A 25,546-nucleotide genomic window follows, 5' to 3' on the forward strand; every position below is an offset into this window, starting at 1 on the left:
AAAACCGGCCGCAGCCGGTTCCTGTTATCTGATATTTATGCCAATGCCCGCGCCAGCAGGGAGATCGGATGCTCACATTTTTTACTGGTGGACATTTCGATCTGCCATTTGCAGGTTTCACAGTCACTGATCACCATATCAATGCCGCACTCTTCTATCTGGCGGAAAAGTGGCGAACCAATGGCCTGCGAGGTTTCATAATTTTCTTTTTTGAAACCGTAAGTCCCTGCAATACCACAACATTGTGAATCCAGCACAATCAGTTCCACGCCGGGGATTGAGCGGATAAGTTCGAGGGAATACGCCGTCCAGCCCATTTTTTCCATGTGACATGGCGTGTGATATCCCACTCTCAGCGGCGTATGACGCAGCGCGGGCTTACGCCCTTGCTGCATCAGCCGGTAAAGGTAACGCGTCACCAGTTCAATATTATCGCGCAGCGGCGCAGTATCCACATCCAGAATATGCGGATACTCATCCCGTAGTGTGAATGCACAGGTCGATGACGTCGCAATAACCGGCATATTTTGTTCAACAATGGCTTTAGTGAGCGATTCCACATTCACGGCTGCCTGTTTTTTTGCCTGTTTTTCAAAGCCATTGGCGATCAGTGCCACGCCACAGCATTTTTCCCGCTCCAGCAACTGCACGCCAATCCCCATGCTGTTAAAAACACGGATTAAATCTTTACCGAGCTGCGGATGGTTATAATTCACATAACAACCATGGAAATACGCGACCTGCTCACTGAATTTATCCTGCACCGCCTGCTGTTTTTTGTACCAGCGGCGGAAGGTTCCGAACGAGTATTTCGGCAGTTCGCGGCGGTGGTCAATTTTCAGCGCGGCATCCAGCAATTTACGCACCGGTTTCAGTCCGGTAATAGTATTAACAACCGGCGCAAACGGCGAGGAGAGCGATCCCATCAGATCTGTATGGCTTAAAATCGCATCACGGATTTTCGGGCGTGACGGATGATACTTCAGCTTTGCGCGCGCAATAATATCACCGATTTTTACATCAGACGGACACGCCACTTCACAGCGCTTACAGTTGGTACAGAGTGTCAGCGCATCGTCATACAGCATCGAATCTTTCAGGCGCAGCCGTTCCCCGTCAGGACCGGCTTGTTTTGGCCCCGGATAATCGGGATTAACTTTTGCCACCGGACAGTAGGTTGTGCACACTGTGCATTTGATGCAGTTTTCAAACAGTGTTTGTCCCGCGCTCATGCATTCACCTCCGTTTCATGCATTACTTTTTTGTCCGCCGCCACCTGTGTCAGGATCTGCTCTGCGGCATACATGGCTGTCGCCAGTGATACCCCGGCACCGCATCCTTCCTGTAACGGGTTATAACCACCCAGTACCGCACCGATCGCATAAAGATTGCTAATTGCGCCGTTATCATCCGCCGGGTGAAGATGTGCATCAACCGCCACACCCGCTTCCATATAGCGCTGACGCGCAAACAGATCCGCCGATGTCCATGCATTGCGCGGCAGAGTTTCCGTTAAACGCAGATTGAGCAACGGCTCATAGATATGGTCAATGTCACTCGCCAATCCATTACTGAAGAAACTGCCGGAAGCCAGAACAAACTGATCTGCCTGTAACGGAATATCGCCGTGATTGCGGCTGAATAACTGTGTTATCCGCGAGCCTTCGCGGCGTGCGGCAATCACCGTATCGCCCGGCATAACAAAACCACCTGCGCGGCGAAAACGGTTCAGCAGCGCCTGATGTAACCTGATCCCCAACAGAGAGGGCGGTAGCGTCGGCAACTGATACACGGTTTTACCGAGTTGTTGTTGAAGAAATTCTACCGCATCCCGGTCGTCCAGACCAAAGCAGGCGGGTAACACCAGCGCCTGCTCTGCTATCCCGCACTGTTTCAGTTCATCTGCCAGCTCCTGCCGGTTCTGCGGGATATCCAGCAGGCGGGCAATATTAACAGAGCGGAATTCACTCGGATTATTACGCAGCTTATCCAGGCACGGCAGATGAATAGTATAAGCCTGCGCCGGATGCCCTGAACGGGTAAGTGCCGCCGCCGTCATTTCTGCCTGAAAATCAAGAAACCCGGTGATCCCGACAATAGCCAGAGGCGGCAGATCTGCGCTGTTTTTTTCCTGTAAAACAGGCACGACCGCAGGGCTGAGCCAGCTCATGCGCCATTGTCCCATCGGGGTTAAACGCCAGTGATTTTTCTCTGCCCGCCCCTGTAATTGCAGTTCATCCTGTTGCAGCAGCTCCATCGCCTGACTTATTGCCCGGCGAACCCCGCATTCACCCATCACACTGTAAGGATGAGACGGTGCCTGGCGCGCCAGCTCTGCCAGTGCTGAGAAAGGCTCTGTCACCGGCTGCCCGTCCGGCAGTGCCGAGAGAAGATCCAGTGACGCTGAGGAGAAATGCAGCGCGCTTTGTCCGGCACTGATAATGGCGCAGCTCAGTCCGCTTTCCGCCAGTTTTACACCACAGGTCAATCCTGCCAGCCCGCTGCCCGCTATCACCACATCATATTTCATACTGTTCTCCCTGCCCTTCATCTCCGCCGGTTTCCAGGCCGCAAAGCCCCTGATAAACCCAACTGGTGAATTCACTTTCACGCAGTGCATTTCCCCATGCTATCGGGCGAACCCCTTTCCAGCGCTCATTGAGAAAATGCATCAGTTCTGTTTCCGATTTTTCCGCGGTGGTGACATTCAGCTGCGTCAGTAAACCCGCCGCACGACAGGCACACAGCTCGCCCTGACAGGTTCCCATTCCCACACGGGTACGGCGGCGCAAATCAAGCAGGTTCTTCACTGTCAGACTTTCCACTGCATAGCGCACTTCACCTGCGGTGACGGCTTCACATTCACACACCAGGCTTTTATCGAGGCGCGTTGTGTGCGGCAATTGTGCGGCACGGTCGCCGTGACGATAAACCGCAGAGCCGCGCAACGGTGCCGGCAGAGAAATAACTTTACGCAGCGTTTGCTCTGCCGACTGTGCAGAGCCCGGCAGCGGTTCATCGGCTGTTGAGCAGAGCGCGGAGTGTCCCAGTTTTTCGCACACCATATTTGTCGCCCATTCTGCCATCAGGCGATATGTCATCAGCTTGCCGCCGGTGATCGTCATAAAGCCGCGCAGTCCGTCGCGTTTTTCGTGGTCAAGCAATACGATGCCGCGGCTGATATTGCGCCCGGTCGGATCATCATCTGCAGCCACCAGCGGGCGGACACCTGCGTATGCACGCAGAATACGTGCCTGTGCCATTGCCGGTGCCAGGCGCGACCCTTCGCGGATCAGCGTATCCACTTCATCTGCCGTGACAATCATGTTGTCGATATCATCATAAGGAATGTGAACTGACGTGGTGCCGATAAGCGAAATGGTATCTCCCGGCACCAGGATATCGGCATCACTCGGTTTACGGCAGCGGTTGATCACACGCTGGTTGATACGGTGCCCGAGGATCAGCAGCGATCCTTTGGCTGGCAGCATGTTAATGCGCAAATCTGCGTACTCCGCAATGCGCTGCCCCCAGATCCCCGCAGCATTTACCACCACATTGGCATACAGCGGATAACGGCGCTGTTCATGATGATCATAAACCTCCACGCCAATTACCTGATCGCCGTGGCGCAGAATACTCATCACTTCGTGGTACGTCAGCACCTGCGCACCATGTTCGCGGGCATCCAGCATATTGGCGGCTGTCAGACGAAACGGATCAACCGTGCCGTCCGGCACTTTAACCGCACCGAGCAATGCAGGGTTAACCGATGGCTCAAAACGCAGCGCCTCTTCCGGCGACATCTGTAGTGTATCAATGCCCGCTTCACGGCAGGCATCCATAAATGTGTTCTGATACTCAGGAGAATCCTCCGGCAGCGTAATAAACAGCCCGCCGGTGTCCTCGACACAGTGACGTGCAATCCGCCGTAAAATACGGTTTTCCGCAATACACTCACGGGCGGATTCAGGATCGGTCACAGCATAACGCGCACCGCTGTGCAACAGACCGTGGTTACGACCGGTCGCACCGGTCGCAATATCAAACCGCTCCAGCAATAATGTACGCAAACCGCGCCGGGCACAGTCCCGAGCCATCCCGGCACCGGTTGCCCCGCCACCGATAATAATGACATCGGTTTCATTGACAGGTGAATCAGACATGGGGTTCCTCTCAGTCACATTCCTTTTATTATAGAGATAGCTTAGCCTGTTTTTGCAACGCCATGATTGATAATGAACAAAAACGAAAACAAAAGCACATAATCGGAGCGAAATAATCCACAGTCGTGACGGACATCACATATTTGTAACATACGTTATTTCTCCTGATGTTTCTGCGGGTGAAATACCCGAAAACTGACTGATTTAGCAGATATTTTCATGCCGACTCACACTGCTGCCATTTATTTATTGTTAAGCTAATAATATGCGCTATGCTTTTAGCGCTAATTATCTGTTTACTCTATATATTCGTCTTAACGTAAAATAAACAAAATAATATACAAGTAAATAATTACTCGAGTTATCACGCTAAGTTACAAGGTAATCATCCCAAAAAACGTTCAATTAGCGTTGAAAACCCTTGGTTACATCAAATTTAAACGATCCGCTATTCGTTATACTTTAGATAAGACATCATTTTTATTACAGATTTGTAACCGCGAATGATTGGCATTCCAATCAACTGAAAGGATTCGGTTACTGATAACAATTTTAAATATTCGTTTTAGATTTTTTTTTACATTTTAACTTTCGATTTACCTGAACAATGGAGAAGCACAGTGCAAACCTTTAATGCCGATATCGCAATTATCGGGGCTGGTGGTGCCGGGTTACGGGCAGCAATTGCTGCCGCTGAAGCCAACCCGCACCTGAAAATTGCTCTGATCTCAAAAGTCTACCCGATGCGCAGCCATACCGTTGCCGCAGAAGGTGGCTCTGCGGCTGTGACGCAATCCCATGATTCCTATGATTATCATTTCAATGATACGGTATCCGGGGGCGACTGGTTATGTGAGCAGGATGTAGTTGAGTATTTTGTTGAGCATTGTCCGGCTGAGATGACGCAGCTGGAACTGTGGGGCTGCCCGTGGAGCCGCAAAGAAGATGGCTCCGTGGATGTCCGCCGCTTCGGCGGGATGAAAATAGAGCGGACCTGGTTTGCCGCCGATAAAACCGGCTTCCACATGCTGCATACGCTGTATCAGACCTCGCTGAAATACCCGCAGATCCAGCGTTTTGATGAGCATTTTGTCCTCGATATTATTGTAGATGAAGGCCGGGCGCGTGGTCTGGTGGCACTCAATATGATGGAAGGCACGAAAGTTCAGATCCGCGCCAACTCAATCATTATGGCAACCGGCGGTGCCGGACGCGTTTACCGTTATAACACCAATGGCGGCATTGTGACCGGCGATGGTATGGGAATGGCCTTCCGTCACGGTGTTCCGCTGCGGGATATGGAGTTTGTCCAGTATCACCCGACCGGTCTGCCGGGCTCAGGCATTCTGATGACAGAAGGCTGCCGTGGTGAAGGCGGGATACTGGTCAATAAAGATGGTTACCGCTATTTACAGGATTACGGCATGGGACCGGAAACCCCGCTCGGCCATCCTGAAAACAAATATATGGAACTCGGACCGCGCGATAAAGTGTCCCAGGCATTCTGGCATGAGTGGCGCAAAGGCCGCACCGTGAAAACAAACCGTGGTGATGTGGTTTATCTGGATCTTCGCCATCTCGGTGAGAAAAAACTGCTTGAGCGCCTGCCTTTTATCTGTGAATTGTCAAAAGCTTACGTAGGTGTGGACCCGGTAAAAGAGCCTATCCCGGTTCGTCCGACCGCGCACTATACTATGGGCGGCATCGAAACTGATCAGCATTGTGAAACCCGGATCAAAGGGCTGTTTGCGGTCGGTGAATGTTCGTCTGTCGGTCTGCACGGGGCTAACCGCCTTGGTTCAAACTCACTGGCAGAGCTGGTGGTCTTTGGTCGTCTGGCCGGGGAACAAGCGGCAAAACACGCACAGGAAACTCACTCCGCCAACAGTAATGCTATCGACGCCCGCACAGCGGATATCGAAAACAATCTGAAAGCGCTGATGAACCAGAAGGGCACAGAAAACTGGGCGAAACTGCGCGATGAAATGGGCGAGTCCATGGAAGAAGGCTGCGGTATCTACCGGACGCCGGAACTGATGCAGAAAACTGTCGATAAACTGGCGGAGCTGAAAGAGCGTTTTAAACGGGTCGAAATCACCGATCATTCCAGTGTTTTCAATACTGATCTGCTGTATACCATTGAGTTAGGATTTGGTCTGGATGTGGCGGAATGTATGGCGCACTCGGCGCTTAACCGCAAAGAGTCCCGTGGCGCCCACCAGCGTCTGGATGAAGGCTGTACAGAGCGTGATGACGTCAACTTCCTGAAACATACCCTCGCTTTCCATAATCCGGATGGCTCGCCGCACCTGGAATACAGTGATGTGAAAATCACCAAATCCGCGCCGGCAAAACGCGTTTACGGCGGCGAAGCTGCTGCGGCTGAACAGGCGAATAAAGAGAAGGAAAACGTCAATGGCTGAGATGAAAATGCTGAAAATGTCCGTGATGCGCTATAACCCGGAAACGGATAGTGAGCCGCATAATGTGACGTATCAGGTGCCTTACGATGAGCAGACTTCACTGCTTGATGCGCTGGGCTATATCAAAGATAACCTGGCTCCTGACCTCTCATACCGCTGGTCATGCCGCATGGCTATCTGCGGCTCCTGCGGCATGATGGTCAATAAAGTACCGAAACTCGCCTGCAAAACGTTCCTGCGCGAATATCCGGCAGGTATGCAAATTGACGCCCTGGGGAATTTCCCGGTCGAGCGCGATCTGGTGGTCGATATGACTCACTTTATTGAGAGTCTGGAAGCGATTAAGCCCTACATTCTCGGCAATGATCGCAAGCCGTCTGAAGGACCGAATAATCAGACACCGGCACAGATGGCGAAATACCATCAGTTCTCAGGCTGTATTAACTGTGGTCTGTGCTACGCCGCCTGTCCGCAGTTCGGGCTGAACCCGGAATTTCTCGGGCCGGGTGTCCTGGCGCTTGCTCAACGTTACAACACTGACAGCCGTGACCACGGTAAAAAAGAGCGCATGGCGCAAATCAATGGTGATAACGGGGTGTGGAGCTGTACATTCGTGGGCTACTGCTCTGAAGTTTGTCCGAAACATGTGGATCCGGCGGCAGCAATTCAGCAGGGGAAAGTCGCCAGTGCGGAAGACTTTATTATTGCCCGTCTGAAACCACAATAAGGAAGAGAGAAATGACGACCAAACGTAAACCTTATGTGCGTGAAATGACACCGACATGGTGGAATAAGCTCGGTTTTTACCGTTTTTACATGGTGCGGGAAGGTACAGCGATTGTTCAGCTGTGGTTCAGCCTGCTGGTGATGTACGGTGTTTACTGCCTGAAAGGTGGTCCCGCTGACTGGGCAGGTTATGTCCATCTGCTGCAAAACCCGGTTGTGGTGTTAATCAATATCCTGACACTTGCCGGTACACTGCTGCACACTGTCACCTGGTTTCAGCTGGCACCCAAGGCTGTCAACATTGTCATTAAAAATGAAAAAATGGGACCGGAGCCGGTTGTACGCGGGCTTTGGGTGGTTACCATCATTGTGAACGCCGCTATTCTCGCCGTTGCACTGCTGTGATAAGGAAGGAAGCCGAAAATGATTAATCCAAATCCGAAACGCTCACAAGAACCTGTTTTCTGGGGTTTGTTTGGTGCGGGCGGTATGTGGAGTGCGATTGTCGCACCTGCCGTTATTGTGCTGCTGGCCTTTATGCTGCCGTTTGATATTGCACATGGTGCGCTTAATTACGGGCGGGTTCTGGCATTTTGTCAGAGCTTCATCGGTAAAGTATTCCTGCTGCTGATGATTATCCTGCCAATCTGGTGTGCGCTTCACCGTCTCCATCACTGTATGCATGACCTGAAAATCCACGTCCCTGCCGGACGCTGGGTGTTTTATGGTTTAGCCACGATCCTCAGTGTGATGGCTGTGATTGGTGTGTTTACCCTGTAATCACGGTAACTGCCTGATAAAAAAGACCGGCTCTTTTGAGCCGGTCTTTTTACTGCATCATTATTTACTGCATAATAATTATGCCACTTCTGCCATATTCAGTTGCCAATAGCTGAGCTGAACATGAGAAAGCCCGCGGAAACTCAGTGTGGCGGGCTGTACAGGAAAATAACGGTTACTCATCACCGCAACACCATCATTGATAAAAATCTCAACACTGGAATGATCAGTGAAAATGTGGAGTTGTGTCACTTCACCCTGCCAGTAACGATGCAGCCAAACTCCGCTTATCAGACTGCGGCGTGATAAACGGATTTCCTGTCCGTCATAGGAAAAAATCAGTTGTTTGCTGAAATTGAGGATAAGCGGTCCGGTCAGTTTGATAATAACTTCCAGGCGTCTGGCATTCAGTTCCAGTGCATTATCCGCCTCACCTGACCATTGCCCGCCAGCGCCGCGCAGTTGTTTAAGCTCGGCAACCGGTTGCTGATACAAATGCCCTTTGCGCAATGATAATTCACGCGGACAGGTCATCTGATGGATCCAGCCATTTTTTATCGTCGGCTGCAACATTTCCTCACCATCAGGCACGCCCATCCAGCCAATCATGATACGGCGGCCATCTTCTGCCAGTGATGTCTGCGGCGCGTAAAACTCAAACCCTGCATCCACCTCATTTATCTGCGGCTTATGATTATAAATTTTGCTTTCATAATCAAACTGCCCGACCAGGTAAGCGCTCGGATAGGTGTTAAGAAAACGGGTTGCGTCACGGGGCATTCCCTGCGGGCAACATAATAAAACCCATTCACTGTTCAATTTGAACAGATCCGGGCACTCCCACATATATCCCGCATCACCCAGGCCACCATAATGACTGCCTGCCAGAATACCACGCAGCGTCCAGTCACCTAATTCTGCGGCGTCATACAGCAACACTCTGCCTTTATCATTATTATCGCGGGCGCCCAGCACCATATACCAGCGGTTATTATGCCGCCAGATTTTCGGATCCCGCACATCACCACTATATCCTTCGGGCAGCCCGAGTACCGGTCCGTATTTTTCAAATCCGCCGTCAGGTTTCTCCCGTGCCAGACACTGCCTGGCCGCTCGTGAGCCGTCGCTGTATTCAATATTGCCGGTATAACAAAGCGTCAGGGTGCCTTCGTTATCTGCGGCACTTCCGGAAAAACACCCGCCGGAATCATTATTTCCGGAAGGTAACAACGCAACCGGTGCATGAGTCCAGTGAACCAAATCTTCTGAGTGCCAGTGTCCCCAGCATTTTTTCTCATGTTCACAGCCAAAAGGATTCCATTGATAAAACAGATGCCAGCGACCTTTATGATAAATAAACCCGTTAGGATCATTCATCAAACCGCAGACAGGTGCCGCATGCCAGCCCGGATAATGCGGATCCCGCTGTGCCCGCCCCTGATGCTTCATTAAAGCCTGAATAATCCCTGACAGCAGCGTCGCCTGAACCATATACTTATCCTCGGTTTTATCTCTCAGAAACCATGAAACCATAAACACGGTATTGAATGCGAGTACCATCCCGCTCAGATAATTCAGAATCTATACCCAACGTCATTCAGGATGCAGCCAATGAGCCTGAAGTTTGAATGAACAAGGGTATATCCTTACTGTCTGCCATCAGGTTGATTTTATTGTCCGGTAAATAACCGATAACCGCATTGATACCGGAATGAAAACTTCGTGAACATATAATGAAGTTACATACTACCGGGTTAAATCACAGGTTTTCAATATCACTACTATTTAATTTTATAATTAGTTTTTAGCACAAACCAGATAATTGTGCGATAAGAAAAAAACAAAAAACCCGCATATATGCGGGTTTATACATAACAAAAATCAGATTGTTCTTTTCTGACAGGATCTGTTCAGAAATAGAAATTAACGTTTATACAAACAGACGTTTTCAAAAATACATGACTAACTTTTGTTATTTTTTTGTTCATAAAAAAAGCGGTAATTAACCTAATAATTTACCGATCAGTTTACCAACAACAGGGATACCTTTCAGAGCAGTTTCAACACGGCCGCCCAGTTTGTTACCCAAACCAGAAACCAGTGCTGCACCTTTTTCCCCGCCAAATTTAGTACCGATACGGCCACCAAATGAAGTCATAGCGTCCTGAAGACGGCCGGCACCAGAAACTGCATTAACTTCAACGAAGTTTAATTCTTTCATTTTTAATCCTTTACGCCCTTCCCGGGCAATATAATTTGATATATCCGTATTAAAGTACTGCGATAATATGCTTATCGCCACTTTTTGTTTCGCTACATAAGTAATGTAGTGTGGCGTATTATAGCCCCGTAAATATAAAGAAACAAAGTTCTAAATGGTTATTTAATTCGCGATGAAAAGTATTTTACTCTATAAACACAAACATCAAATATTAATACTGCTTATATTTAAACGCAGCGACCATTACGTGCAAATATTAACCAATAAAATCATAGTAATATAAAAAAAACACCCGATGATGTTTCGGGTGTTTTTTTTATAAAAATCGAAAAAATATCAGAAACTCTATGCGTTACCACGCAGAAAATAAGAAACATCTTCTTCAACACTTTCCATTGCGAGCAAGGCATCCAGTGTATCGCGGGCTTCCTGTTCATCAATAATGCTCATTGCAAAACCAACATGCACTAATACCCATTTGCCCAGCATAGCTGCCGTTTCACCTTCACAAACCAGCGCGATATTCACATCCCGTCTGACACCACATACTTCAACTTGCGCATTGTCTGTCGCAGATTCACCTACAGTGACAATTTGCCCGGGAATACCTAAACACATAACCGGCTCCTGATTTGCTAAAATGCCCTTACGGGACTATTCAATTTCGATTTGCTTCACCTGCATGGCGTCGCTGCTGTCTACCTGAAGATTATGGCTGCCGCAATGCGGACATCCGGTACTTAACCCGGGCACACTGACGGCCTTCTGACAATCACGGCACCAGGCTTGTGCCGGTACAATGGTAACATGCAGCTCAGCACCTTCCGCCACCGAATCACGGCAAACGATATCAAAACAAAAATGCAGTGCGTCCTTTTCAATGCAGGACACTGTACTCAGTTCAAGCCAGACGCCGGTAACGCGCTGCGCCCCGCTCTGTTTTGCCTGCTGTTCAATAATATCAAGCGCATTCTGACATAACGTAACTTCATGCATCAGCCGGGCCTCAGGACATCAGATCAGCCGGCATTTCAAATGCTGCACGCCGGCGACGCTCTTTTACAATCTCATCCATACGATTACGGTCAACAACGATCAATGCTTGTGTCGGACATACTTCCACACACGCAGGGCCGCCCGCACGTGTATTACAAAGATCACACTTATGGGCTTCAGCACGATACTGAGCGATAGTATTCAGTGCAGTGGCCATCTGCGCAACCGGACGGCTGATCACTTCCATTGTGCCGTAAGGACAGGCAATAACACAGGTTTTACAGCCGATACATTTTGACTGATCGACATAAACAAAATCATCTTTACGACTGATAGCGCCGTTCGGGCAAACATTGGCACATGGTGCATCTTCACACTGACGGCATACAACCGCCGTACTGATAGTGTACCCTTTCATCACATGGATACGGGGGAAAAAACCATCCTGAACCATGGTTTCAATACCGGTTTCCTGCTCTTGGTGGGCAACGACACAAGCGACTTCACAGGTGTGACAGCCAATACATTTTTTTGGGTCTGCAATGATGAAACGGTTCATCATACTCTCCTGAATGATACACGACGACCCCACACCCAGCATTCCCGGTGCAGCCATCTTCTGATTAGAATAATCAGGAAATAAGCATGCATCGTGCCAGTTCTGCATTTTTTTTAAAAACCAGTGAAATCAGCGTATTAATAAATAGTACTGTCGAACTGCGTACCATACTAAAAATAGTCGTCACACGATTCGACATTTTTGACGATAATTTCTTTATCGTTATGTGTCATAATATATTAAGTTTTCACCCCGAAGAAAAATAGGGGATTGGATCAAACTTAAATCAGACAACGATATTCTTTTTTTATAGAGTCATTACAATAATGGTTATTACCTCTCTGAAACTTATTTATACCTATAACTATTCAGAGCAGGATTATTTTTAAGAGCAAACCGTCCGATCAGGAATGATGAAGACGAAGACGAGCGGAGACGTTGTGGACAATACTGAAAAGACCGAACACATACGCCATGAACGTGACCAGTACAGAATATTGGTTGATATCACAAATTCTGTCCTGTCCCATCTGGAGATGGATGGATTAGTTGCTGAAGTATCCCGTGAAATTCACCGGTTTTTCGGACTGAGCCAGATAAGTATTGCACTGTGTGACAACTACAGTTCTGCTGTATACCTTTGTTATTCAAGTTATTATCAGCGTTCCAAGCCGGTTGAGAAAACACTGTATCATCTGAATGAGCTGCACCCTGATCTGGCGCAGGTGCTTGACAGCAATCAGCCTATGCGGCTGACACTCAACAGCGGAACACAAGATCCGTTATATCAGCATGTCTGTGCCCAGGGAATGTCAGAAACACTGCTGCTCCCCCTGGCCTTTAACCATAAACCACTTGGTGTTTTGGTGTTATCCCATGAAAACAATACTGTTTTCACGGATGACAGCTGTAATTTGCTTAAACAAATTGCAGCCCGGTTTGCGATTGCTGTCGATAATGCGGCGGCTTACGGGGAAATTACCCGTCTGAAAGACAGTCTGAAACATGAAAATCTGTGGCTGAATGAACAGATTCATAATAATGAAAGCTTCAGTGAAATCATTTTCCAGAGTGATGCAATGCGCAACATTCTTGAGCAGGTGGATCTGGTTGCCAACAGTGACAGCACCGTGCTTATCCTCGGTGAAACCGGCACCGGGAAGGAACTTATCGCCCGGGCAATCCATCGTCTGAGCGCCCGCCATCACCGCAGTATGATTAAAATGAACTGTGCGGCCATCCCGTCCGGGCTGCTGGAAAGCGACCTGTTCGGGCATGATAAAGGGGCGTTTACCGGGGCTGCCACAACCCATATCGGCCGCTTTGAAATGGCAGATAAAAGCACTCTGTTCCTGGATGAAATCGGTGATATGCCGTTGGATCTCCAGCCAAAATTGCTGCGGGTGTTACAGGAGCGGGAAATTGAACGGATTGGCGGTAATAAGGTTATCCCGGTCGATGTCCGTCTGATTGCCGCCACGAACCGTAACCTGAAATCGATGACGGATGACCGTGAGTTTCGTGAAGATCTCTACTATCGCCTGAATGTGTTTCCTATCTGGATCCCGCCGCTGCGGGACCGCCCTGAAGATATTCCGTTGCTGGCGACTTGGTTCACACAAAAAATTGCACAGCGGATGAACCGGAAAATTGACTGTATTCCCCGCGATTCACTGGAGAAACTGGCCCGTTATCCGTGGCCCGGCAATGTGCGCGAGCTGGAAAATGTGATTGAGCGGGCGGTTATCCTCACGCGCGGTAACACACTGAACATTCAGCTCCATGAGCTTAATATCCCAAAGCTTTCCCGCCTGAAAACGGCGCTTGAAACACCAAGTTCACTGGAAAAACGGATGCAGACCACCGCACCGGAAAATGATGATGAAGAGCGGGATCGGATTATTGATGCGCTGAAAGCCACCAATGGTGTGGTCGCAGGGGCGCGGGGAGCAGCAACGCGTCTGGGACTGAAACGCACTACGTTATTATCCCGCATGCAACGGTTAGGTATTTCCGTACAGGATATATTTGAAGAAGATAATCATTAATCTGATATTTATTTTCATAATGACTTTCTAAATAAGAATGCGTCTCAAGAAAAAGCATTTCGCAATTAAACAAAACACCTGTCTCAATATGTTCATTTATTCTTTATGCACGATATTGTTACCAGAAATCAGAAACTGAATTAATGCCGTTTAATTGTTAGTTTAATAATTAAATTATAGAAAATAAAAAACCAGCGGTCATTTCTGAACGCTGGTTTTTTTATCATATTACGATGACGGAATTAACACCCTTCCGCTGCTTCACGCAGACGGCGTTTAATAGCGGTATATTCCTGAACAACATAATGTTCAGCCTTATGCTGATCCGCAATAGGTTCAATGCGAACCGCACAGTATTTATATTCCGGTGTTTTGGTAATCGGGCTGAGGTTTTCTGCCACCAGCTCATTACACGCACCAATCCACCACTGGTAAGTCATGTAAATCGCCCCTTTGTTAGGACGATCGTTGACGTTCGCACGGGTGATAACTTTACCCTGACGGGATGACACCCAAACCAGTTCCTGATCTTTAATACCCAGCTCTTTCGCATCCGCAGTATTGATCTGAACAAAACCAGGTTCATCTGCCAGGGCAGCCAGTGCTTTACAGTTACCGGTCATTGAACGACAAGAGTAGTGACCGACTTCGCGGACTGTTGCCAGTACCATCGGATATTCATCACTCAGCTTGTCAATCGGCGGATGCCAGTCACAGGTATAGAACTGCCCTTTGCCGTTCGGGGTATCAAACTGCCCGCCGTCATACAGGTATTCTGTCCCCTGGTCACTGTCATCAACGTCGCGGCACGGCCACTGGATATACGCGAGATCTGCCATTTTCTCGTACGTCGCACCATAATAGATAGGGCAGAGTTCACGTAACTCATCCCAAATCTCTTTGGTGTTGTTGTAGTGCATCGGGTAACCCATCGCGGTGGACATCAGACTGATAATTTCCCAGTCTTTTTTCACATCACCGACCGGCTCAACCGCTTTATAGAAGCGCTGGAAGCCGCGATCCGCTGCGGTATAAACACCTTCATGCTCACCCCAGGATGTGGCAGGAAAAATAACGTCAGCAATTGCCGCCGTTTTGGTCATAAAGATATCCTGGACTATCAGCAGATCCAGTTTGTCGAAGGTACGACGGATAGTTGCCAGATCCGGCTCAGTCTGAAGCGGATCTTCACCCATCACGTAGTGTGCTTTCAGCACGCCTTCATCAATAAAGTGCGGAACTTCACTTAACGGAATACCTAATTCTTCCGGCATTTTATCAATGCCCCAGAATTTGGCGAATTTCTCCAGTGATGCTTTATCTTCCACATACTGATAACCCGGCAGTGTATTCGGCAGTGCGACCATATCACAGGCACCCTGAACGTTATTCTGACCACGGACAGGGCCGACACCGACATGCGGTTTACCCATGTTACCGGTCAGTAACGCCAGACTGGTCAGTGCGCGGACAGTTTCCACACCCTGATAAAACTGCGTAACACCCATACCCCACAGAATGACAGCATTTTCAGCTTTCGCATACATGCGGGCAGTTCTGCGGATATCATCGGCTTTAAGACCGGTTGTCGCTTCCACTGATTCCGGCGTATATGGCGCAACTAACTCGCGATACGTATCGAATTGCTCTGTATGTGCATCGATAAAGGCTTTATCTTGCAGATTCTCTTCGATAATGACATGCGCAAATGCATTGATAAGCGCAATGTTAGAGCCGTTTTTCAGAGGTAAGTGAATATCTGCAATACGCGCAGTTTCAATATAACGCGGATCACAAACAATAATCTGAGCACCTTTCTCTTTCGCTTTAAGAATACGACGGGCGACGATAGGGTGTGAGTCTGCGGCATTGTAACCGAAAACAAAAATACATTTGGTATCTTCAATCTCAACGATTGAATTACTCATTGCGCCATTACCGACCGAACGCTGCAGACCTGCAACCGAAGGGCCGTGTCAGACACGCGCACAGCAGTCGATATTATTACTACCGATCGCTGCACGTACGAATTTTTGCATCACAAAGTTAGCTTCATTACCCGGACCACGGGATGACCCGGTAGTCATAATAGCTTTCGGGCCGTACTTCGCTTTAATATCCAACAGACGGGAACTGGCAAACTCAATCGCCTCTTCCCAGGAAACCGGTTCCAGTTTGCCACCGCGTTCACGGCGGATCATCGGACTCTTTAAGCGGGGGGTTAAGATCTTGGTGTCATGAATGAAGTCCCAGCCGTAATACCCTTTCAGGCAGAGCTCTCCTTCATTAGTGTGACCATTTGCGCCCTCCGCGCCAATGATCTTCCCGTTCTCCACCTTCAGGTTAATTTTACAACCTGAGGCGCAATACGGGCAGACGGTGATGATTTTTTCCATCAACATTGCTCCTATATCGTATCTTAGCGGATAAATACCGCCTTATCGCCACCAATCATGCAGGGTTTATGCCAATTTTCAGATTTAAACTGAATTTCTTTAACCCATTGAATATTTTTATATTATTTTTATAATTAGTGACTGTGACGGGCGACGGTACGGACGAACTCGTCAAAAATGTCGAACTTTGATCACCGCTATCAGGTGATGACACTGACATCGGCAGGAACTTTACAATTGCATGATGAATTATAACTGTGATAAAGAAGTGTATGATGATGGTGATCAATCATCCGCACGCCGTTTTTTTCCCGTATTTCATAACAGTTTATGAATAATTTCGCCCTGATTGTCGATATCGGTTCCGGGGCGCTGCTCTACAATGATAATGACTTAATTTTGCTGCTCTTTCCCGCCTGATAATGCGCGTGGCTCCGTGTATTATCAAAATAATAAAAGAGAGATAAATACCTGATATGAAAGTTAATGATATTTTAATCGCCCTGCTGGTTGCCGTGATTTGGGGGGTGAATTTCGTGGTCATTAAAGTAGGGGTAACCGGTATTCCGCCATTATTCCTCGGTATGTTGCGCTTTCTGTTTGTGGCGATCCCTGCGGTATTTTTTATTCCGCGCCCGAAAATTGCCTTCAATCGCCTGGTTATCTACGGTCTGACAATCTGCTTCGGTCAGTTTGCGTTTTTATTCAGTGCCGTAAAAGCCGGAATGCCGGCTGGTATTGCCTCTGTCGTACTCCAGTCTCAGGTCTTTTTCACTATCGTGCTCGGCGGGTTGATCCTCAAAGAGTCACTTAAATTCAGCCAGGTGATTGGTATTATTGTCGCGGTTGTTGGTCTGACTGTGCTGGCAAAAGGCGGCGATTCCGGCAGCCTGACGGACATTCCTTTTATGGCGCTGATGATGACGCTGGCAGGCGGTTTTTCCTGGGCATGCGGTAATATCTGCAACCGACTGATTATGAAAGAAACGCCGGACTGTAACGGAATATCCCTGGTGGCATGGAGCGCACTGGTGCCAATTATCCCGTTTCTTCTGATGTCACTGTATGTTGAAGGTGCAGACGCGATTATCAGCAGTATCTCGCATATCAGCCTGCTGACTGTGGGCGCGATTATGTATCTTGCCTATCTATCCACCTTTGTCGGTTACACATTATGGAGCCGTTTATTAGGCCGTTATGAAACCTGGCGGGTCACTCCGTTTGCCTTACTGGTACCGTTTGCGGGGATTGCCAGCAGTGCGCTGTTGCTGGGTGAAACCATCACCATGATGCAGTTCGCTGGTCTTGGCTTTATTATGGCGGGGCTGATTCTGACGGTGTTCGGTAAACGGTTGGTGTCGATGCTGACACACAGAAAAGCAGTCTGAATCATATCACCGTCAGTCTGCCCGCGAAAAGCCGGGCAGACTGACTGGTAAAATTACAGTGTATTCAGTCTCTCTCTCATTATACGCTGCTGTAACTGCTCAGCAGACTGTGGTTTCAGCGTAGCATCAGGCTCCGATTTCCACGGAGTATCATAATCACTCTCTCCCCGCGGGTCGTTTGCCGGTGTGCTGCCTGCTGTCAGAGGGCTGTACGGCTCAGCATAAATGTCTTCCCCCGAAGATCCACAGGCAGACTCCTTGTTTTCATAGTCAGTTATACTGCCTGAAGCCCTGTAATTATCCAAATCTTCATAAATATGATTTGCAGGATCGTCCACCTCTGCTGTTTCAGTTTCATGACCTGCTGCCCGGTAGTTATCCAAATCTTCATAAATATGGTTTGCAGGGTCGTCCACCTCTGCTGTTTCAGTTTCATGACCGACTACCCGGTAGTTATCCAATTCTTCATAGATATTCTCCCCGAAAGAAGACATCTCATGCGTTATCTCTCTGCCCGGTTTGTCACTTCCCTGCTGTCTGCAGAGATGGCTGCCAAATGAAGACAGCATTCCCGAAAAGGCAGATTTAACAGCATTCCACGCATTTAATAAGATGGATTTAATCCCTGATGAACTGACATAAGATGACTGACTGTCCGCACCAACGGTGCCGTACAAATCATTTTCAATATGTGCAGGTACCTGATGTGTCTGTACTTCCTGAACAGGCATAATAACTCCCTCTGTCGTTAATGAAGATCCGGCAGGTAATCTGCGGATTTCAGAATATATTCAAATAACTCAATGATATGATTGTCTTCTGCTCCCTGAAGTGGCAGACGGCTCCAGATCACCCACTCATTTTTCTCATTCAGAGAAATCACCGGTTGCCCGGAAAGTTTCGTTAAGCTATTCAGCTTCATAGCTTTTTGCAGCAATTCATTACTTTGCGTAATATGTGGTACTTTCCCGATATTGGCAGACAAATACCACTCTGTTGCATCAATCACTGACAGTGATAATGAATAACGGCTATCAATTGTTAACATAAATGTATGTTGATCTGCGGTGGGATGCGGGGCATCAAGCCCGATATAGCGCAACAGCATCATGGCGGTACGGTGGAATAAGGATAAATCCGGCATCTCTGTTTCCTGATTAGTGTGATCATAATCTCATTATGACAAATAATCCGGATATTACTTTCATATCTGACTCATATAAAAAATTAATTTTATTATAGAGATATAGCCACGAATTATAACAACAACCACTTGCTATCTTCTTTTTATTAAAGAAATAATTTTCATTGAAAATAAAATAATTTACTTTACATACAAAGGGAAAGAATGAATATGAACTTAGTTAACAGATTACCCGGCACACAAAAGATAATACAGGAAGATAATAACCTGAAGGATATGTTAAAAATACCTTTTATGAATAAATTACTGAACCGGTTAAGTGCTCTCCAAAATACGAATGTAAAATTCAAAGGTAACTACGTAAATATTGAAGTTGACACCAAGAAACTCAGTAAGCAAATATTATCCTTTGTTTACAAATCAGAGATTTCTATTCTTGGCACTAAAAATAGCTTAGAAAAAATAGAGGAAAAACAGAAAGAAATAAATGAAGGTGTAAAAAAATGGCTTAATCAGGAAAAAAGTATTATACCGGTAAATATTATTAAGCGTGAAGTTGACCTGATGTACGCAGAGAAAAAAATTGTAACAACACCAGAGGAATTGGATAAAATCATTGATGTAGTAAAAGAAAAACACCTCGGAAATAAAGTACTGGAAAAACCGGGGATTAATTGCTCTACGCCGTCTGTTCTTAAGCTGAACAGCAGCCTGACTGGCAAAATTAATGAACCCGGGATAAAACAACAGTTAAGCCATGATTTTACCAAAAAAATGCCAAATATGTCTGAAGATTTGAAAAAAGAATTAGGTAATTATATAAAAAAAGAATTAAGCAATGATGAAACAAAAGAATTAATTGAAAAATACTCAGATTATAAAAAAGAGATACTTAACAATCATGATAAATTAACAACAATTATGACAGGGAAGATTCGCTCAGATATATACTATGCTCTGACTGAAAATATTTACAATACATTGTTATGTGACAAATATACCGAAACACCTCTCAATTTCAATGCCATCAGAGAAGAGACCAGAACGCAGGTACTCCATATGGCAGAAAAGAAAAAACACGCATCCCTTATGGCCCCTTCCGATTCAATAAATATTGAAGATATCGTTCATCGTTCATTTGATTTCAAAACCGATGTTACAACGTCATATCCTGAACAGGATATTACTGATGTCATGGACATACTAAAACGAATGTCATAATCACCACAGTAAAACACAATTAATACAGGTCAGGTTCAGAGGGGATATCCCCTCTGAATATCGGGACTTATCCCGCACGCTTATCATCTATCTGAAACCACAAACACGCTACATTACGCTAACAGTGATTAATCTAACATTATTGAAATAAATTAACACAAACGCGAGCGGAACGATGGGAACTAAGCAGAATTAATGATATTCCTCTGCAGTACAATTTGATAATAACAAACTGAAACTACGCCTCTTTACTCATTCTGACAGGTGAAATTATGAAAGCGTTCAAACAACTCACGGGCTTTCTGCTCGCGATTGTCGGTGCCTTTGCCCTCGGATATATCGCGCTGAACCGGGGTGAGCAAATCAATGCACTCTGGATTGTGGTCGCGGCTGTCTGCATCTATCTGGTGGCATACCGGTACTACGGAATTTTTATTGCTGAAAAAGTATTAAAAGTTGATGCGACCCGCATGACGCCCGCGTTTAAAAATAATGACGGGCTTGATTATGTACCGACAGATAAAAAAGTCCTGTTTGGTCACCATTTTGCTGCCATTGCTGGTGCAGGTCCGCTGGTTGGTCCGGTTCTCGCAGCGCAGATGGGCTATCTTCCCGGTATGCTCTGGCTGCTGGCCGGTGTGGTATTAGCCGGTGCAGTACAGGATTTCATGGTGCTGTTTGTATCTACCCGCCGCAACGGGCGATCCCTCGGAGAGCTGGTTAAAGAGGAAATGGGCAATGTCGCCGGTGTTATCGCCCTGATCGCCTGTTTTATGATCATGGTGATTATCCTTGCTGTTCTGGCGATGATTGTGGTGAAAGCCCTGACCCACAGCCCGTGGGGAACCTACACCGTCGCCTTTACTATCCCTCTCGCCTTTTTTATGGGAATTTACACCCGCTATATCCGGCCCGGCCGCGTCGGAGAAGTTTCTGTTATCGGGCTGGTTTTCCTGATATTTGCCATTATTTCCGGCGGATGGGTGGCAGAAAGCCCGGTCTGGGCGCCGTATTTTGATTATAACGGTGTTCAGCTGACCTGGATGCTGGTCGGCTATGGTTTTGTCGCGGCAGTTCTGCCGGTCTGGTTACTGCTGGCACCGCGTGATTATCTGTCTACCTTCCTGAAAATCGGTACTATTATCGGTCTGGCAATCGGTATTTTAATCATGCGCCCGATGCTGGAAATGCCTGCGCTGACTAAATTTATTGATGGCACAGGTCCGGTCTGGGCAGGCGATCTCTTCCCGTTCCTGTTTATCACTATCGCCTGTGGTGCCGTATCCGGCTTCCATGCGCTGATTGCCTCCGGTACTACACCGAAAATGCTCGCCAATGAAAACCAGGCTTGTTTTATCGGCTACGGCGGCATGCTGATGGAATCATTTGTTGCCATTATGGCGCTGGTCGCCGCCTGTGTGATAGACCCGGGCGTATACTTCGCCATGAACAGCCCGATGGCAATGCTGGCACCGCCGGGAACTACTGATGTGGTCGCATCTGCTGCCAGTGTGGTGAGCAGCTGGGGCTTCCAGATAACCCCTGAAACTTTAACCAATATCGCCAATGAGGTCGGCGAACAGAGCATTATCTCCCGCGCAGGGGGCGCGCCGACACTCGCGGTCGGTATGGCGTATATTCTGCACGGTGCGCTCGGCGGGCTGATGGATGTATCTTTCTGGTATCACTTCGCCATTCTGTTTGAAGCCCTGTTTATCCTGACGGCTGTCGATGCAGGAACACGTTCTGCCCGCTTTATGTTGCAGGATCTGCTCGGCGTGATTTCCCCGGCACTGAAACGAACTGACTCACTACCGGCAAACCTGACCGCTACCGCGCTGTGTGTGCTGGCTTGGGGTTACTTCCTGCATCAGGGGGTGGTCGATCCGCTCGGTGGCATTAATACCCTGTGGCCGCTGTTTGGTATTGCCAACCAGATGCTGGCAGGTATGGCACTGATGCTCTGTGCTGTGGTGCTGTTTAAGATGAAACGCCAGGCTTACGCCTGGGTTGCACTGGTGCCGATGACCTGGCTGTTAATCTGTACCATGGTTGCCGGATGGGAAAAAGTGTTCAGCGAAGACGCCCGTGTCGGCTTCCTTGCTGTCGCGAATAAATTCAAGGCAATGATTGACAGCGGGAATATCCCGGTGCAATACACTGAGTCACAACTGTCACAGCTGGTGTTTAACAACCGTCTGGATGCCGGTCTGACGATGTTCTTTATGGTTGTAGTCGTGGTGCTTGCCATCTTCTCTGTGAAGACCGCGCTCAAAGCACTGAAATCAGATAAACCAACCGATAATGAAACACCTTATGAGCCAATGCCGGAAAACTACCTCGATTTAGTGGCAAACAGCAAATCTGCGCACTAAACTCTGGTATACTTGTTGTACTGATACCGGCGGGCAACCGCCGGTTTTCCATCCGCAAGACAGTTTCAGGGTCATAATTATGTTTGATACTCTCGCAAAAGCAGGACGTTATCTCGGGCAGACCGCTAAAATGATGATTGGCGTACCCGATTACGATAATTACGTACAGCATATTAAAAATACCCATCCTGATCAGACACCGATGACCTATGAAGAGTTTTTTCGTGATCGCCAGGATGCCCGCTACGGCAGCAAAGGCGGACCGAAGTGCTGCTGATACAGCCGACGGATTTGACATACAAAAATACCGCAAATCTTTGCGGTATTTTTATTTATCAGCCGGAGCAATACATCAGCGGCAATTATTTTCCTGCTGACGCATCAATTGACCCAAACGTGCGGAGACTTTGTCCCGCGCCTCTCCTTTTGCTATCCCGTTACCAATCCCGAAATCCCCCAGGAAACCCAGCACGGTTTTCCCGTTAAATTCACCGGTTTTTTCAACGTCTTCCTGAATACTGCGCGCTTTTGCAATTTCAAGTTTAAGTGAATCACAATGCAACAGTGCCGATTCTTCTTTAGTAACAGCCGGGGTTTGCGGGTATTGCTTGGTTGCACAAGCAGACAGCAGCAGGGCAAGCGGGATAATAACAACTAATTTTTTCATGATATTACGTCTCGTCAGCAGAAGAAAAAGATCCCCTGTACCATAAAAAAAAGCCCTGCCGGAAGATATCTGATTTCAACCCTGATTTCTGCATTCAGGTAAATTAAACTATAAAAAAAACCGCCTGATCATCTCTGATCACAGCGGTCTTTATTAATAATAAACGTGATTATATTACTTCGCTGTCATCTTCCTCACCTTCAAACAAGGTGAATCCACCGAGATCCTGCCACCCCGGCAGTGCATCATAAACCTGCTGAACAGCAATGGTCACTTTCTCATTTACCGGCATATAAAAAGCAACCAAATCCGGTTGAATACCGAGAAAGATAACCTCATCGATATCTTCTTTCAGTTGATCAATCAGAAAATTCAGCGGCAGATTGTGCGTGCTCATGATGAACATTTCAGCGATATCATCCGGATCAATAATACGGATTTCCCCGGGGTTCAGACCGATATCCGCAGCATCGACGATCAACAGACGTTCCGGTTTCAGTGCGCGCACCTGATGCGCCACATTTTCCGGTGCGCTGCCGCCGTTAATAGCAATCCAGCCATCAACCGGGTTTTCCTGCATCAGGTCATACAGCATCGGACCTGCGGCATCATCACCCATCATGCTGTTTCCGACAGCCAGCATGACATTTTTTGCAGTTATTTCACTCATGGGCGTCGCTTCACTATCAGGTAAATGGCCGGTTCGCGCTCAATTTCCCCTAACAGGCGGATAAGCGTGGCGCTCCATTCACGAAAGTCCGGGTTGTGATCTTTCAGAAGCGGGTCAAGTGCCAACGCCAGCATATTGGTGTGCGAGGCATCGATATTTATTTCACCAAAAGTAATCAATCCCTGAAGTTTACGACGCGCCTCCCCTTCGGGAAGCGCATTAACCCAGGATTGATAACCACTCAGCGGGCAGGTCAGCTCTGTGTTCAGACAATCAATCATGCCAACATGATGGCCGATTGCCAGTGAGTAATACATCACCTGCTGAGCCTCTTCAGGAACATCATCATCTGTGTCGACAAATTTTTGTCTCAGTGACCAGAAGATGACTTTTCCGTCCGTGTCCGCGTGATTGGGTGTCTGTTCAGGCATGAATGCCTCCTTGTTGTAATACGGTTACCAGACGATTCACTATCTCGCGCAGGCGCGGATCCTGTTCTTCATCCAGCCAGACCTGCATGGTGCTTTTCACCTGTTCCGGTGTCGCATTTTCCAGCAGGGTCAGGAAACGATCACTGATTTCACGTCCCTGAAAATACCCCGCCTGACGGCGAGCTTCGCGCTCGATCATCACGCGGGTTGCCAGCGGAATTGACGGCAGCAATAATTCAACCCGTTCGCCTTCCGCTTCAACATGATCCTGCGCTTTCAGTTTCTGATTAAGCAGACCGAGTGCCACCGCAAAACCATAGATTGTCGCCGCCGGTGTCGGCGGGCAGCCCGGGATCCAGACATCGATCGGCACAATGTGTTCACTGCCGCCCCAGACACAATACAGGTCATGGAAGATGCCACCGCCGCAGCCACAGGCACCGTAAGAGATACAAATCTTCGGATCCGGTGCTGAATCATAGGCACGCAGCGCAGGCATCCGCATGGCGCGGGTAACCGCGCCGGTAAACAGTAAGATATCAGCGTGACGCGGGGACGCGACGACTTTGATCCCGAAACGTTCCGCATCAAACACAGGGGTTATTGCTGAGAAAATTTCAATTTCACACCCGTTACATCCGCCGCAGTCCACGCGGTAAACATACGCAGAGCGCTTGATATCTTTCAGTAATGTACTTTTTAATTTCGCTACCTGCTCATCTATCTGAACAGGTTTGCTGACATAATGATTGACTGGGATTTCCGGCAAACTCATGATTTTGCTCCCTCAATATGCAGACGGAAGTTCTGGCGATCATTGTTGCGCAGGTTATTTTTCTGCTTACACGAAGGACAGGTTTCATACATCGGCCGCAATGCTTCAATTCCGCTCTCTTCAACACCTGACGCCACCATCAGCGCCATCGCGTAATCCACCGATTTTTTCGGTGCAAACGCTTCCCCGCACTGGCGGCAATGTTGTAAGCGAAATGTCCCTTTCATATAGAGATCTGCTTTGTTCATCACTGCCGTTTCAAACTCTTCCGTCAGATGAATGGCCCGGGTCGGACACACTTCCTCACAACGCGCACAATAAATGCAGCGCCCGAGGAACAACTGCCAGCGGCGCTCACCACTTGCCAGATCGGTTTCCATCGTCAGCGCATTCGCGGGACATGCTGAAATACAGGAGCCGCAGGCAATACACTGCTCCGGGTTATATTCCGGTTTACCGCGGAAGCCGTGCGCGACTTCCAGTGGTTTAAACGGATATTTGACTGTTGCTGTCCCCGCATTGCGGAGGGTTTTAAATAATTTAAACATGATATTCCCTCC

25 protein-coding genes are annotated in these 25,546 nt (G+C 48.0%); 9 read left to right on the forward strand and 16 right to left on the reverse strand.

The window, feature by feature from the left end; genetic code table 11:
• Positions 1-35: 35 nt before the first annotated feature.
• Genes glpC through glpA form a run of 3 tightly spaced genes read right to left on the reverse strand, consistent with a single transcriptional unit; the run spans position 36 to position 4,166 of the window.
• Positions 36-1,232 (reverse strand): anaerobic glycerol-3-phosphate dehydrogenase subunit GlpC, encoded by a 1,197-nt coding sequence (glpC, locus tag ACMHKJ_RS11835; protein WP_413494156.1) that lies wholly within the window; start codon positions 1,230-1,232, stop codon positions 36-38.
• Positions 1,229-2,530, reverse strand: a complete 1,302-nt coding sequence (gene glpB / locus ACMHKJ_RS11840) for a glycerol-3-phosphate dehydrogenase subunit GlpB (protein WP_413494158.1) — start codon at positions 2,528-2,530, stop codon at positions 1,229-1,231. The genes glpC and glpB overlap by 4 nt, the downstream gene beginning before the upstream one ends.
• Positions 2,520-4,166, reverse strand: coding sequence for an anaerobic glycerol-3-phosphate dehydrogenase subunit A (gene glpA / locus ACMHKJ_RS11845; RefSeq protein WP_413494160.1), 1,647 nt, complete (start codon positions 4,164-4,166; stop codon positions 2,520-2,522). The genes glpB and glpA overlap by 11 nt, the downstream gene beginning before the upstream one ends.
• A gap of 620 nt (positions 4,167-4,786) precedes the next feature.
• Between glpA and frdA the strand changes: the two genes are divergently transcribed.
• From frdA to frdD, 4 genes are read left to right on the forward strand one after another with little or no spacing between them, the layout of a single operon-like run.
• Positions 4,787-6,589: a fumarate reductase (quinol) flavoprotein subunit gene (gene frdA / locus ACMHKJ_RS11850; protein ID WP_413494162.1), complete on the forward strand. Its 1,803-nt coding sequence runs from the start codon at positions 4,787-4,789 to the stop codon at positions 6,587-6,589.
• Positions 6,582-7,316, forward strand: a complete 735-nt coding sequence (locus ACMHKJ_RS11855; protein ID WP_413494164.1) for a succinate dehydrogenase/fumarate reductase iron-sulfur subunit — start codon at positions 6,582-6,584, stop codon at positions 7,314-7,316. Before frdA ends, ACMHKJ_RS11855 begins: the two co-directional genes overlap by 8 nt.
• Before the next feature lie 11 nt (positions 7,317-7,327).
• Positions 7,328-7,720 (forward strand): fumarate reductase subunit FrdC, encoded by a 393-nt coding sequence (gene frdC, locus ACMHKJ_RS11860; protein ID WP_413494166.1) that lies wholly within the window; start codon positions 7,328-7,330, stop codon positions 7,718-7,720.
• Between the two features lie 18 nt (positions 7,721-7,738).
• Entirely contained in the window at positions 7,739-8,095 is a 357-nt protein-coding gene (frdD, locus tag ACMHKJ_RS11865; RefSeq protein WP_067366714.1) for a fumarate reductase subunit FrdD, read from the forward strand.
• Positions 8,096-8,173: 78 nt separating this feature from the next.
• Here the strand turns inward: frdD and ACMHKJ_RS11870 are convergent, their stop codons facing one another.
• The 5 genes from ACMHKJ_RS11870 to hydN form a co-directional block, all read right to left on the reverse strand.
• Positions 8,174-9,586 (reverse strand): sucrose-6-phosphate hydrolase, encoded by a 1,413-nt coding sequence (locus ACMHKJ_RS11870; protein WP_413494168.1) that lies wholly within the window; start codon positions 9,584-9,586, stop codon positions 8,174-8,176.
• Between the two features lie 511 nt (positions 9,587-10,097).
• Positions 10,098-10,316, reverse strand: coding sequence for a hypothetical protein (locus ACMHKJ_RS11875; RefSeq protein ID WP_413494169.1), 219 nt, complete (start codon positions 10,314-10,316; stop codon positions 10,098-10,100).
• Between the two features lie 345 nt (positions 10,317-10,661).
• Complete coding sequence (gene hybG, locus ACMHKJ_RS11880; protein WP_067366708.1) at positions 10,662-10,934, reverse strand: hydrogenase maturation factor HybG; 273 nt, start codon at positions 10,932-10,934, stop codon at positions 10,662-10,664.
• A gap of 36 nt (positions 10,935-10,970) precedes the next feature.
• Entirely contained in the window at positions 10,971-11,312 is a 342-nt protein-coding gene (gene hypA, locus ACMHKJ_RS11885; RefSeq protein ID WP_413494171.1) for a hydrogenase maturation nickel metallochaperone HypA, read from the reverse strand.
• A gap of 10 nt (positions 11,313-11,322) precedes the next feature.
• Positions 11,323-11,871, reverse strand: a complete 549-nt coding sequence (gene hydN, locus ACMHKJ_RS11890; protein ID WP_413494235.1) for an electron transport protein HydN — start codon at positions 11,869-11,871, stop codon at positions 11,323-11,325.
• A 413-nt stretch (positions 11,872-12,284) separates the two neighbouring features.
• Here hydN and ACMHKJ_RS11895 point away from each other — a divergent pair, with 413 nt between their 5' ends.
• Positions 12,285-13,919 carry a sigma 54-interacting transcriptional regulator gene (locus ACMHKJ_RS11895; protein ID WP_082970734.1) on the forward strand — a complete coding sequence of 545 codons (1,635 nt, stop codon included), beginning with the start codon at positions 12,285-12,287 and terminating at the stop codon, positions 13,917-13,919.
• A 242-nt stretch (positions 13,920-14,161) separates the two neighbouring features.
• On the opposite strand, the gene fdhF is transcribed toward ACMHKJ_RS11895, so the two are convergent.
• Positions 14,162-16,315, reverse strand: coding sequence for a formate dehydrogenase subunit alpha (gene fdhF, locus ACMHKJ_RS11900; protein ID WP_413494174.1), 2,154 nt, complete (start codon positions 16,313-16,315; stop codon positions 14,162-14,164).
• Between the two features lie 476 nt (positions 16,316-16,791).
• Between fdhF and ACMHKJ_RS11905 the strand changes: the two genes are divergently transcribed.
• The gene (locus ACMHKJ_RS11905; protein WP_413494175.1) at positions 16,792-17,703 is read left to right on the forward strand and encodes an EamA family transporter; all 912 of its coding nucleotides are present in this window, start codon (positions 16,792-16,794) and stop codon (positions 17,701-17,703) included.
• 53 nt (positions 17,704-17,756) lie between these two features.
• Here ACMHKJ_RS11905 and ACMHKJ_RS11910 read toward each other — a convergent pair whose 3' ends face one another.
• Together ACMHKJ_RS11910 and ACMHKJ_RS11915 are read right to left on the reverse strand one after the other, a co-directional pair.
• Entirely contained in the window at positions 17,757-18,434 is a 678-nt protein-coding gene (locus ACMHKJ_RS11910) for a hypothetical protein (RefSeq protein WP_413494177.1), read from the reverse strand.
• A gap of 17 nt (positions 18,435-18,451) precedes the next feature.
• Positions 18,452-18,847: a type III secretion system chaperone gene (locus ACMHKJ_RS11915; RefSeq protein ID WP_413494179.1), complete on the reverse strand. Its 396-nt coding sequence runs from the start codon at positions 18,845-18,847 to the stop codon at positions 18,452-18,454.
• A 204-nt stretch (positions 18,848-19,051) separates the two neighbouring features.
• On the opposite strand from ACMHKJ_RS11915, the gene ACMHKJ_RS11920 reads away from it, so the two are divergent.
• The 3 genes from ACMHKJ_RS11920 (at position 19,052) to ACMHKJ_RS11930 (ending at position 22,720) form a co-directional block, all read left to right on the forward strand.
• Positions 19,052-20,068, forward strand: coding sequence for a hypothetical protein (locus ACMHKJ_RS11920; protein WP_413494180.1), 1,017 nt, complete (start codon positions 19,052-19,054; stop codon positions 20,066-20,068).
• A 272-nt stretch (positions 20,069-20,340) separates the two neighbouring features.
• On the forward strand, positions 20,341-22,443 hold the full coding sequence (gene cstA, locus ACMHKJ_RS11925; RefSeq protein ID WP_413494182.1) for a pyruvate/proton symporter CstA: 2,103 nt from the start codon (positions 20,341-20,343) through the stop codon (positions 22,441-22,443).
• Positions 22,444-22,522: 79 nt separating this feature from the next.
• Positions 22,523-22,720, forward strand: a complete 198-nt coding sequence (locus ACMHKJ_RS11930; RefSeq protein WP_067366670.1) for a YbdD/YjiX family protein — start codon at positions 22,523-22,525, stop codon at positions 22,718-22,720.
• 75 nt (positions 22,721-22,795) lie between these two features.
• Here ACMHKJ_RS11930 and ACMHKJ_RS11935 read toward each other — a convergent pair whose 3' ends face one another.
• The 5 genes from ACMHKJ_RS11935 to hyfH form a co-directional block, all read right to left on the reverse strand.
• A complete protein-coding gene (locus ACMHKJ_RS11935) occupies positions 22,796-23,110 on the reverse strand; it encodes a hypothetical protein (protein ID WP_413494183.1) in 315 nt (104 codons plus the stop codon).
• 169 nt (positions 23,111-23,279) lie between these two features.
• Entirely contained in the window at positions 23,280-23,780 is a 501-nt protein-coding gene (hycI, locus tag ACMHKJ_RS11940; protein WP_413494185.1) for a hydrogenase maturation peptidase HycI, read from the reverse strand.
• Positions 23,777-24,211: a formate hydrogenlyase maturation HycH family protein gene (locus tag ACMHKJ_RS11945; protein ID WP_413494187.1), complete on the reverse strand. Its 435-nt coding sequence runs from the start codon at positions 24,209-24,211 to the stop codon at positions 23,777-23,779. Before ACMHKJ_RS11945 ends, hycI begins: the two co-directional genes overlap by 4 nt.
• The gene (locus tag ACMHKJ_RS11950) at positions 24,204-24,986 is read right to left on the reverse strand and encodes an NADH-quinone oxidoreductase subunit B family protein (RefSeq protein WP_067366658.1); all 783 of its coding nucleotides are present in this window, start codon (positions 24,984-24,986) and stop codon (positions 24,204-24,206) included. Before ACMHKJ_RS11950 ends, ACMHKJ_RS11945 begins: the two co-directional genes overlap by 8 nt.
• Positions 24,983-25,534 (reverse strand): hydrogenase 4 subunit H, encoded by a 552-nt coding sequence (gene hyfH, locus ACMHKJ_RS11955; protein ID WP_413494189.1) that lies wholly within the window; start codon positions 25,532-25,534, stop codon positions 24,983-24,985. Before hyfH ends, ACMHKJ_RS11950 begins: the two co-directional genes overlap by 4 nt.
• Positions 25,535-25,546 lie beyond the last annotated feature (12 nt).

Source organism: Morganella psychrotolerans (assembly GCF_965118875.1).
Classification (GTDB): Bacteria; Pseudomonadota; Gammaproteobacteria; order Enterobacterales; family Enterobacteriaceae; genus Morganella; species Morganella psychrotolerans_C.